This window comes from Thalassospira sp. (assembly GCF_030690045.1).
Lineage (GTDB): Bacteria > Pseudomonadota > Alphaproteobacteria > Rhodospirillales > Thalassospiraceae > Thalassospira.
In genome coordinates this window covers 53,054-62,090 of the sequence record NZ_JAUYHK010000013.1, presented here as the reverse complement: position 1 = coordinate 62,090, position 9,037 = coordinate 53,054, and the positions used below count along the sequence as shown (strand labels likewise).

The following is a 9,037-nucleotide window of genomic DNA, read 5'->3' as shown; positions in this document are numbered from 1 at the left end:
CACCGAAATGGTGATGCCGGGTGATAACGTGCAGATGACCGCCACCCTGATCGCACCGATCGCGATGGATGAAGGTCTGCGTTTTGCAATCCGTGAAGGCGGTCGTACCGTCGGCGCGGGCGTCGTCGCCAAGATCATCGCTTAATTTTCTTCTTGATCTTTGCGAAGCGGGCGGTTACATAGGCCGCCCGCTTCACTTTTGCGGCAAACGTCAACTCCAGTTAAGGGGCCGGCGTCCTTTTGAGGGCATCGGTACATAATTACATGGATAGTCAGAACATTCGCATTCGCCTCAAGGCGTTTGACCATCGCGTGCTGGATCAGTCCACGCGCGAAATCGTCAATACGGCGAAGCGCACTGGCGCAGAGGTCCGCGGCCCGATTCCGCTGCCGACCCGCATCGAAAAATACACTGTTCTGCGGTCTCCGCACATTGACAAAAAGTCACGTGAACAGTTCGAAATTCGGACCCACAAGCGTCTTCTCGACATCGTCGACCCGACTCCGCAAACCGTTGATGCTTTGATGAAGCTCGACCTTGCGGCCGGTGTTGATGTCGAAATCAAGCTTTAATCGGGGAGTAAGCCGCAATGCGTAGTGGACTTATTACCCAAAAAGTTGGCATGACCCGCGTCTTCACCGACGAAGGCATTCACCTCCCGGTGACTGTTCTCAAGGTTGAAGAATTGCAGGTTGTTGCCAACCGTACCGTCGAAAAAGACGGTTATGTCGCCGTCCAGCTCGGTTATGGCAAAGCCAAGGTGAAAAACGTATCGAAGCCGATGCGTGGTCATTTCGCCAAGGCCAAAGTCGAACCGAAGAAAAAGCTGGCTGAATTCCGCGTGAGCGAAGATGGCCTGATCGAAGTTGGGGCTGAACTTTCAGCCACCCATTTCGTCGCCGGTCAGTTCGTTGACGTCATCGGTACCTCGATCGGTAAGGGTTTTGCCGGTGCGATGAAGCGCCACAACTTTGGTGGTCTGCGGGCGTCGCACGGTGTTTCCGTTTCTCACCGTTCTCATGGTTCTACCGGTCAGTGTCAGGATCCGGGTCGTGTCTTCAAAGGTAAGAAGATGGCCGGTCACCTTGGTGCTGCCCGCGTTACCGTCCAGAGCCTGAAGGTTGTCTCGGCTGATGCCGATCGCGGTCTTCTGCTCATTCATGGTGCGGTTCCGGGTCATGATGGTGCCTATGTTCTCGTCAAAGACTCCGTAAAGCGCGCTGCTCCTGAAGGCCTGCCGTTCCCGGCTGCGCTCAAGGGTGCTGCTGTCGCTGCCGAAGCGGTCGCCGAGGATAAGGAATAAGCATCATGAAGCTTGACATACTTAAGCTGGACGCTTCCAACGCCGGCAATATTGATCTTGCAGAAGAGATTTTCGGCCTGGAAGTTCGTCGCGATATCCTGCACCGCATGGTGAACTGGCAGCTGGCGAAACGCCGTGCCGGGACCCACAAGGTCAAGGAAAAAAGCGAAGTTTCCTCTACCACGAAGAAATTCGTACGGCAGAAGGGCAGTGGCGGCGCTCGTCACGGTTCCCGCAAGGCTGTGCAGTTCCGTGGTGGTGGTGTTGCGCATGGTCCGCGCGTTCGTGACCATTCGCACGATCTGACTAAGAAATTCCGTAAACTGGCGCTGAAGACCGCTTTGTCGGCCAAAGCCAAGGACGGCAAACTGATCGTTCTTGACAGTGCGGATTTCTCGGATGCCAAAACAAAGGCGCTGGCCGTTGCTTTTACCAAGCTCGGCTGGAAATCGGCACTGATCATTGATGGTGCACAGGTCAACGAAGGATTTGCCCGCGCAGCGCGCAATATCCCGCAAATTGACGTGTTGCCGGAAGTTGGTGCCAACGTCTATGACATCCTGCGCCGTGACACCCTGGTATTGACCAAGGGTGCGGTCGAAGCGTTGGAGGCACGTCTCAAATGACGATCATCAGCAAAGAGCGGATGTATGAAATCATCCGCGCCCCGCATATTACTGAAAAGTCGACGCTGATTTCTGAACACAACGCTGTTGCGTTCAAGGTTGCTATCGACGCCACCAAGCCGGAGATCAAGGCTGCTGTGGAAGGTCTGTTCGGGGTGAAGGTCAAGGCGGTTAACACCTCTGTGGTGAAAGGCAAGACCAAGCGTTTTCGTGGTCAGGTCGGCCGTCGGAGTGATTTCAAGAAAGCGATGGTGACCCTCGTTGAAGGTCAGTCCATCGATGTGACGACGGGAATCTAAGACATGGCTTTGAAGAAGTTTAAACCAACCTCTCCTGGTCGCCGTCAGCTGGTTCTTGTCGATCGTTCCGATCTCCACAAGGGCAAGCCGATCAAGGCGCTGACCGAAGGTCTGCGCAAGAACGGCGGCCGTAACAACACTGGTCGTATCACCGCCCGCCGTATTGGTGGTGGACACAAGCGTCGTTACCGCATCATCGACTTCAAACGTACCAAGTTTGACGTCGTCGGTACGGTCGAACGTCTCGAGTATGATCCGAACCGCACGGCGTTTATCGCCCTGGTTCGTTATGCTGATGACGAATTGGCCTACATCCTCGCACCGCAGCGTCTCGCAGTCGGCGACAAAGTTGTTGCCTCCGACCGTGTAGATATCAAACCGGGTAACGCCGCACCGCTGAAGAATATTCCGGTCGGTACCATTGTCCATAACGTCGAACTGAAAGCCGGTAAGGGCGGTCAGATCGCACGGTCGGCCGGCACTTATGTGCAGTTGGTCGGCAAGGACCAGGGTTATGCCCAGTTGAAGCTGTCCTCCGGTGAGGTACGTTTGGTTCGTGGTGAATGCATGGCAACAATTGGTGCCGTGTCCAACCAGGACCAGCAGAACACAAACCTTGGTAAGGCCGGCCGTCATCGCTGGCTTGGCAAGCGTCCTTCGGTTCGTGGCGTCGCCATGAACCCCATCGACCACCCGCATGGTGGTGGTGAAGGTCGTACCTCGGGTGGCCGTCATCCGGTCACGCCGTGGGGCAAGCCCACCAAGGGCAAACGTACCCGCTCTAACAAAAAGACTGACGCGCTTATCATGCGTCGTCGTCACAAGAGCTAACGGAGGAGGCTAGACAATGGCGCGTTCCGTTTGGAAGGGTCCGTTTGTAGACGGATACCTTCTTAAGAAAGCCGATACAGTCCGTGCCTCAGGCCGGAATGAAGTAATCAAGACCTGGTCGCGGCGCTCGACGATACTGCCGCAGTTTGTGGGCCTCACTTTCGGGGTTTACAATGGCCAGAAATTCCTGCCGGTGCTGGTGACCGAAGATATGATCGGCCACAAGTTCGGTGAATTCTCGCCGACCCGTACCTATTATGGTCACGCGGCCGACAAAAAGGCGAAGAGGAAGTAACAATGAGCAAAAAAGCTGACATCCGTCGGCTGGCGGATAACGAGGCTGCGGCTTCGCTCCGGGCACTGCGCATTTCTCCGCGCAAGCTCAACCTCGTCGCCGAGTCGATTCGTGGTCTGAAGGCAGAAGCCGCTTTGGCGGAACTGACCTTCTCGAACAAACGCATTTCGCAGGACGTCAAAAAGCTGCTGGAATCGGCAATCGCAAATGCCGAAAACAACCACCAGCTTGATGTTGATCGCCTTTACGTGAAAGAGGCGAGCGTTGGTAAGGCCTTCGTGATGAAACGTTGGCGCGCCCGTGCACGCGGTCGTGTTGGCAAGATCGTGAAACCGTTCTCCAACATCCGCATCGTCGTTAGCGAACGTGAGGGGGCCGAGTAATGGGTCAGAAAGTCAATCCGATCGGTCTGCGCGTTGGGATTAACCGTACCTGGGATTCCCGCTGGTACGCCAACAAGACCGATTTCGCCGGTCTTCTTCACGAAGATCTCGCGATTCGTAATTATGCCATGGACAAGCTGAAGCAGGCTGGCGTTTCCAAGGTGATTATCGAACGCACGGCAAAGAAGGCCCGCGTTTACCTTCACACCGCCCGTCCGGGTGTTGTGATCGGTAAAAAGGGCCAGGACATCGAGAAACTCAAGTCTGACCTCCAGAAGCTCACCAAAGCTGAAGTTCAGGTCAACATCATCGAAATCCGCAAGCCGGAAATCGATGCCAAGCTGGTCGCTGAAAACATCGCCCAGCAGCTTGAGCGTCGCGTGTCGTTCCGTCGTGCGATGAAGCGTTCGATGCAGAATGCCATGCGCCTTGGCGCAGGCGGCATTCGTATCAATGCCGGTGGTCGTCTTGGCGGTGCTGAAATCGCCCGTACCGAATGGTACCGTGAAGGTCGCGTTCCGCTGCATACGCTGCGTGCGGACGTGGATTACGGAACTGCAGAAGCCCACACCACCTATGGTGTGTGCGGTCTGAAGGTCTGGATCTTCAAGGGCGAAATCATGGCGCATGATCCGATGGCTTCCGAGCGCCGTGCGCTCGAGTCGCCCGGCTCAAACCGTAAATAAGGAGATACAGATATGCTTTCTCCAAAACGGACAAAATTCCGCAAAGCCTTTAAAGGCCGCCTGAAAGGGCAAGCCAAAGGTGGTACGGAACTTAATTTCGGTGCTTATGGCTTGAAAGCCTTGGAACCGGAGCGTATAACGGCGCGTCAGATCGAAGCGGCTCGCCGCGCGATCACCCGCCACATGCGCCGTCAAGGCCGTGTGTGGATTCGCGTTTTCCCGGATCTGCCGGTTTCGCAAAAGCCTGCCGAAGTCCGTCAGGGCAAAGGCAAGGGCTCGATCGAATATTGGTCGGCCCGCGTTAAACCTGGTCGGATCATGTTTGAACTCGACGGTGTTCCGCTCGATCTTGCACGGCGTGCTTTCGAGCTCGCATCGGCGAAATTGCCGATCAAGACCAAGTTTGTCACGCGTCTTGGTGAAGGGGAGTAATTAGTGATGAAAGTTGCTGATCTCCGCGCTAAAAGCGCTGATGAGCTTAAACAGCTTCTGCTCGATCTGCGGAAGGAATCGTTCAACATACGGTTCCAGCAGGCAACCGGGCAGTTCGAAAATACTGCGCGGGTCCGTCAGGTCCGTCGTGATATTGCCCGCATCAAAACCCTTCTCGGTAACGAGAAGGGTGCGAGCGCGGCCTAACAGGACACGCAGAGGAGTTAAGCCACATGCCGAGGCGTGTATTGCAGGGGACAGTCGTTTCGACGAAAAACGACAAGACTGTGGTGGTCCGAGTGGAACGCCAGGTCATGCACCCGCTGTATAAAAAGTACGTGCGCAAGTCGAAGAAATTCCACGCGCACGATGAAGAGAACCGCTTCAAGACGGGTGACGTCGTTCGCATTCGCGAATGCCGACCGATCTCGAAATTGAAGTCTTGGGAAGTAGTGGTCGAGGATTGATTTCCTCAGCCCAACCATAGTCAAGGGGTAAACCCATGATCCAGATGCAGTCCAATCTGGACGTCGCGGACAACAGCGGCGCTCGCCGCGTCCAGTGCATCAAGGTGCTGGGCGGCTCGAAGCGCAAAACCGCCAATGTCGGTGATGTTATCGTGGTTTCCGTCAAGGAAGCCATTCCGCGCGGTCGCGTAAAGAAGGGTTCGGTCCACAAGGCCGTAATCGTTCGCACCGCAAAGGAAATTCGTCGGGCCGATGGCTCGGCGATTCGCTTCGACCGTAACGCTGCCGTTCTGATCAATCAGAATGGTGAGCCTATCGGTACGCGTATATTCGGCCCGGTCACTCGTGAACTGCGTTCGCGCGGTTACATGAAGATCATTTCGCTCGCTCCGGAGGTGCTGTAATGGCTGCCAAAATTAAAAAGGGCGACCGCGTCATTGTTCTGACGGGTAAAGACAAAGGGAAAACGGGCGAGGTCCTCGCCTCTTTTCCTGATGAAAACAAGGTTCTGGTTCAGGGCGTAAACATGGTGAAACGTCACCAGCGCGCGACCGGTACCGATGCAGGCGGCATTATCGAGAAGGAAGCGAAAATCAACGTTTCCAATCTTGCGATTGTTGACCCGAAAGAAAACAAGCCGACCCGCGTCGGTTTCAAGACCCTCGATGATGGTCGCAAGGTTCGCTTCGCGAAGCTCAGCGGCGAAGTCATCGACAACTGAGGGACGGTAAAATGACGCGCTTGCGCGAACATTACAAAGAAGTGGTGCGGAACGCACTCCAGGAGGAGTTCTCATACAAGAACTCCATGGAGATCCCGCGCCTCGAAAAGATCGTGATCAATATGGGTGTCGGCGACGCCACCCAGGATCGTAAGAAACTGGACGGTGCCGCAGCCGATATGACTGCGATCACCGGTCAGAAGCCGGTCCTGACCAAAGCGAAAAAGTCGGTAGCGGCTTTCAAGCTTCGTGAAGGCATGAATATCGGTTGTAAAGTGACCTTGCGTCGCGACCGTATGTTCGAATTTTTGGATCGTCTGGTCAATGTCGCGCTTCCGCGCGTCCGTGACTTTCGCGGTCTGAATAAAAAATCCTTTGACGGTCGTGGCAATTTTGCCATGGGCCTGAAGGAGCAGTTTGTTTTTCCCGAAGTCGAATATGACAAAGTCGATTCGGTCCGCGGGATGGACATTATCATTTGTACCACGGCTAAGTCCGACGCCGAAGCTCTCGCCCTTCTCAAGGGCTTTGATCTGCCGTTCGGAAACTAACGGAGGTTGGCCCATGGCCAAGAAAAGTGCTGTCCAGCGCGAACTCAAACGGGAACGCCTGGCTAAGAAATACGCTGCAAAGCGCGCCGCTCTCAAGGCGGTAATTGGCAACCACGAAACGGTTTTCGAAGACCGCATCGTCGCTGTGATGAAACTCGCCCAAGTACCGCGTAACGCGGCCCCCAGCCGTCAGCGTAGCCGCTGCCTGCTGTCTGGTCGTCCGCGCGGTGTATACCGCAAATTCCGCCTGTCCCGTATCGCGCTTCGTGAACTTGCTTCACGCGGTCAGATCCCGGGCATGGTGAAGTCAAGCTGGTAAGGAGGGACTTCACATGTCGATGACCGATCCAGTCGGCGATATGCTCACGCGTATCCGTAACGGTCAGCGCGTTGGTAAACCCAGCGTTGTCTCACCGGCTTCGAAACTGCGGACCGGCGTGCTGGATGTTCTCCAGCGCGAAGGTTATATTCGTGGTTACAACATCAATGAAATCCGTAAGGGCGTCAGCGAAATCATCATCGAACTCAAATATTTTGAGGGCGAAGGCGTGATCAAGCAGGTCGACCGCGTCTCGACCCCGGGCCGTCGTGTATATTCGAAGATCAAAGATCTTCCGAAGGTATATAACGGCTTGGGCATCGCAGTCCTATCCACCCCGAAAGGGGTTCTTTCGGATCAGGAGGCTCGCGAGCAGAATGTCGGCGGCGAAATCCTCTGCAAGGTATTCTAAGGGGAGCCACGATGTCGAGAATTGGTAAAAATCCGGTGGACGTGCCTAACGGCGTAACCATCAATCTGACCGAAGACAAAATCAGTGCAAAGGGCAAGCTCGGTGAGCTGGTTCTGTCGCTGACCTCGGATGTAGCCGTTACCCAGGAAGAGAATCAGATCTGGGTAAAGCCGCAAAATGACAGCAAGCGCGCCCGCGCGCTTTGGGGTACCACCCGTGCCAACATCGCCAACCTGGTTGCCGGTGTTTCGGAAGGTTTCACCAAAAAGCTGGAAATTACCGGCGTTGGTTACCGTGCCCAGGTTCAGGGCAGCAAACTGGTTTTGCAGCTTGGTTTTTCACACGACGTTGAAATGGACATCCCGCAGGGGCTGACCGTTGTCGCTGAAAAGCCGACCCTTATCGCCATTTCTGGCGCCGATAAACAGCTTGTCGGTCAGTTCGCGGCAAATGCCCGCAGCTGGCGCGGTCCGGAGCCTTACAAAGGCAAGGGTGTCCGTTACGAAGGCGAATATATCGTGCGCAAAGAAGGCAAGAAGAAGTAAGGACTGGCACGATGAAAAACGTGAGAAGTCTTCTCGAACGCCGCAAACGTCGCGTTCGATTTGCGATCCGCCAGAAAGCGGCCGGTCGCCCGCGCCTCAGCGTGCACCGTTCAAACGCACATATCTACGTGCAGATCATCGACGATGTTGCAGGTACCACCTTGGTATCGGCTTCGTCGGCGGAGAATGGTGGCAAGGGCAGCAATGCTGAAGCCGCTGCGCGCGTGGGTAAGGCTATTGCAGAACGTGCAGTTGCCGCTGGACTTAAAACGGTTGTTTTTGACCGTGGCGGGTATCTGTTCCATGGCCGGGTGAAAGCTCTGGCCGATGCCGCCCGTGAGGGCGGTCTGGACTTCTAAGGGGCAAGACCATGGCACGTAATCAGACTCAACAGCAGCAGCAGGCGCCGAAAAGCCGCGAAGAGACCGAATTTGTCGACAAGCTGGTTGGTATCAACCGCGTCGCAAAAGTGGTCAAAGGCGGTCGTCGCTTTGCTTTCTCCGCAATGGTTGTTGTCGGTGACCAGCGCGGTCGCGTCGGCTACGGCACGGGCAAGGCCCGTGAAGTTCCCGAAGCGATCCGCAAGGCCACCGAAGCAGCCAAGCGCAACATGATCCGCGTCCCGCTGCGCGAAGGCCGTACCCTGCATCATGACATCAATGGTCATTTTGGTGCAGGTCGCGTTCTTCTTCGCTCGGCTCCGGCCGGTACCGGCATCATCGCCGGCGGTGCAATGCGTGCGGTTTTTGAAACCATGGGTGTACAGGACGTTGTCGCGAAATGTACCGGTTCCAACAACCCGCACAACGTCATTCGCGCCACCCTTGACGCACTGGTAAATGGCGCTTCGCCGCGCCAGATTGCCGCAAAGCGCGGTCTCAAGGTTGGCGAGATTGTCGCCCGTCGCGATAGCGGTTCGTCGGCAGCAGCAGCTGCCGCAGCCGCCGTTCTTGAAAAGGAGTAACCCGATGGCTGCCAAGAAAAAAGCTGCGACCATTCGTGTTACCCAGACCGGTTCTCCGATCGGGCGTCCGGACGACCAGCGTGCTACGCTGGTCGGTCTTGGCCTCAACAAGATGCACCGGACTCGTGAGCTGGAAGATACTCCGGCTGTTCGCGGTATGATCTCCAAGGTTAATCACCTCGTCCGTGTGGACGAGGCTTGA

The 9,037-nt window shown here is 55.8% G+C and carries 20 protein-coding genes and 1 pseudogene; all 21 read left to right on the top strand.

Features of this window, described 5'->3' with window-relative positions:
- Positions 1–145, top strand: a pseudogene (tuf, locus tag Q8O73_RS10480) (elongation factor Tu); the annotation flags it as partial.
- Between the two features lie 119 nt (positions 146–264).
- Positions 265–573 (top strand): 30S ribosomal protein S10, encoded by a 309-nt coding sequence (rpsJ, locus tag Q8O73_RS10475; RefSeq protein WP_007091508.1) that lies wholly within the window; start codon positions 265–267, stop codon positions 571–573.
- A 17-nt stretch (positions 574–590) separates the two neighbouring features.
- Positions 591–1,304 carry a 50S ribosomal protein L3 gene (rplC, locus tag Q8O73_RS10470; protein WP_305558103.1) on the top strand — a complete coding sequence of 238 codons (714 nt, stop codon included), beginning with the start codon at positions 591–593 and terminating at the stop codon, positions 1,302–1,304.
- 5 nt (positions 1,305–1,309) lie between these two features.
- On the top strand, positions 1,310–1,930 hold the full coding sequence (gene rplD, locus Q8O73_RS10465) for a 50S ribosomal protein L4 (RefSeq protein ID WP_305558102.1): 621 nt from the start codon (positions 1,310–1,312) through the stop codon (positions 1,928–1,930).
- On the top strand, positions 1,927–2,229 hold the full coding sequence (locus Q8O73_RS10460; RefSeq protein WP_305558101.1) for a 50S ribosomal protein L23: 303 nt from the start codon (positions 1,927–1,929) through the stop codon (positions 2,227–2,229). Before rplD ends, Q8O73_RS10460 begins: the two co-directional genes overlap by 4 nt.
- Before the next feature lie 3 nt (positions 2,230–2,232).
- Positions 2,233–3,060: a 50S ribosomal protein L2 gene (gene rplB / locus Q8O73_RS10455; RefSeq protein WP_305558100.1), complete on the top strand. Its 828-nt coding sequence runs from the start codon at positions 2,233–2,235 to the stop codon at positions 3,058–3,060.
- Between the two features lie 16 nt (positions 3,061–3,076).
- Entirely contained in the window at positions 3,077–3,355 is a 279-nt protein-coding gene (gene rpsS, locus Q8O73_RS10450; RefSeq protein ID WP_008892178.1) for a 30S ribosomal protein S19, read from the top strand.
- A 2-nt stretch (positions 3,356–3,357) separates the two neighbouring features.
- Positions 3,358–3,738: a 50S ribosomal protein L22 gene (rplV, locus tag Q8O73_RS10445; RefSeq protein ID WP_305558099.1), complete on the top strand. Its 381-nt coding sequence runs from the start codon at positions 3,358–3,360 to the stop codon at positions 3,736–3,738.
- Positions 3,738–4,424, top strand: coding sequence for a 30S ribosomal protein S3 (gene rpsC / locus Q8O73_RS10440; RefSeq protein WP_305558098.1), 687 nt, complete (start codon positions 3,738–3,740; stop codon positions 4,422–4,424). Before rplV ends, rpsC begins: the two co-directional genes overlap by 1 nt.
- A gap of 12 nt (positions 4,425–4,436) precedes the next feature.
- Positions 4,437–4,856 (top strand): 50S ribosomal protein L16, encoded by a 420-nt coding sequence (gene rplP / locus Q8O73_RS10435; protein WP_305558097.1) that lies wholly within the window; start codon positions 4,437–4,439, stop codon positions 4,854–4,856.
- Between the two features lie 6 nt (positions 4,857–4,862).
- Positions 4,863–5,063 carry a 50S ribosomal protein L29 gene (gene rpmC / locus Q8O73_RS10430; protein ID WP_305558096.1) on the top strand — a complete coding sequence of 67 codons (201 nt, stop codon included), beginning with the start codon at positions 4,863–4,865 and terminating at the stop codon, positions 5,061–5,063.
- A gap of 26 nt (positions 5,064–5,089) precedes the next feature.
- Positions 5,090–5,323, top strand: a complete 234-nt coding sequence (gene rpsQ / locus Q8O73_RS10425) for a 30S ribosomal protein S17 (protein WP_101269353.1) — start codon at positions 5,090–5,092, stop codon at positions 5,321–5,323.
- A gap of 35 nt (positions 5,324–5,358) precedes the next feature.
- Positions 5,359–5,727, top strand: coding sequence for a 50S ribosomal protein L14 (rplN, locus tag Q8O73_RS10420; RefSeq protein WP_305558095.1), 369 nt, complete (start codon positions 5,359–5,361; stop codon positions 5,725–5,727).
- Positions 5,727–6,044: a 50S ribosomal protein L24 gene (rplX, locus tag Q8O73_RS10415; protein WP_305558094.1), complete on the top strand. Its 318-nt coding sequence runs from the start codon at positions 5,727–5,729 to the stop codon at positions 6,042–6,044. The genes rplN and rplX overlap by 1 nt, the downstream gene beginning before the upstream one ends.
- A gap of 11 nt (positions 6,045–6,055) precedes the next feature.
- Positions 6,056–6,595, top strand: coding sequence for a 50S ribosomal protein L5 (rplE, locus tag Q8O73_RS10410; RefSeq protein ID WP_305558093.1), 540 nt, complete (start codon positions 6,056–6,058; stop codon positions 6,593–6,595).
- Between the two features lie 13 nt (positions 6,596–6,608).
- On the top strand, positions 6,609–6,914 hold the full coding sequence (gene rpsN / locus Q8O73_RS10405; protein ID WP_305558092.1) for a 30S ribosomal protein S14: 306 nt from the start codon (positions 6,609–6,611) through the stop codon (positions 6,912–6,914).
- A gap of 13 nt (positions 6,915–6,927) precedes the next feature.
- Entirely contained in the window at positions 6,928–7,326 is a 399-nt protein-coding gene (gene rpsH / locus Q8O73_RS10400; protein WP_305558091.1) for a 30S ribosomal protein S8, read from the top strand.
- An 11-nt stretch (positions 7,327–7,337) separates the two neighbouring features.
- Positions 7,338–7,871, top strand: a complete 534-nt coding sequence (rplF, locus tag Q8O73_RS10395; RefSeq protein ID WP_305558090.1) for a 50S ribosomal protein L6 — start codon at positions 7,338–7,340, stop codon at positions 7,869–7,871.
- Positions 7,872–7,882: 11 nt separating this feature from the next.
- Positions 7,883–8,230 carry a 50S ribosomal protein L18 gene (gene rplR / locus Q8O73_RS10390; protein WP_305558089.1) on the top strand — a complete coding sequence of 116 codons (348 nt, stop codon included), beginning with the start codon at positions 7,883–7,885 and terminating at the stop codon, positions 8,228–8,230.
- Positions 8,231–8,241: 11 nt separating this feature from the next.
- Positions 8,242–8,835 (top strand): 30S ribosomal protein S5, encoded by a 594-nt coding sequence (gene rpsE / locus Q8O73_RS10385; RefSeq protein ID WP_305558088.1) that lies wholly within the window; start codon positions 8,242–8,244, stop codon positions 8,833–8,835.
- Between the two features lie 4 nt (positions 8,836–8,839).
- Complete coding sequence (gene rpmD / locus Q8O73_RS10380; RefSeq protein WP_305558087.1) at positions 8,840–9,037, top strand: 50S ribosomal protein L30; 198 nt, start codon at positions 8,840–8,842, stop codon at positions 9,035–9,037.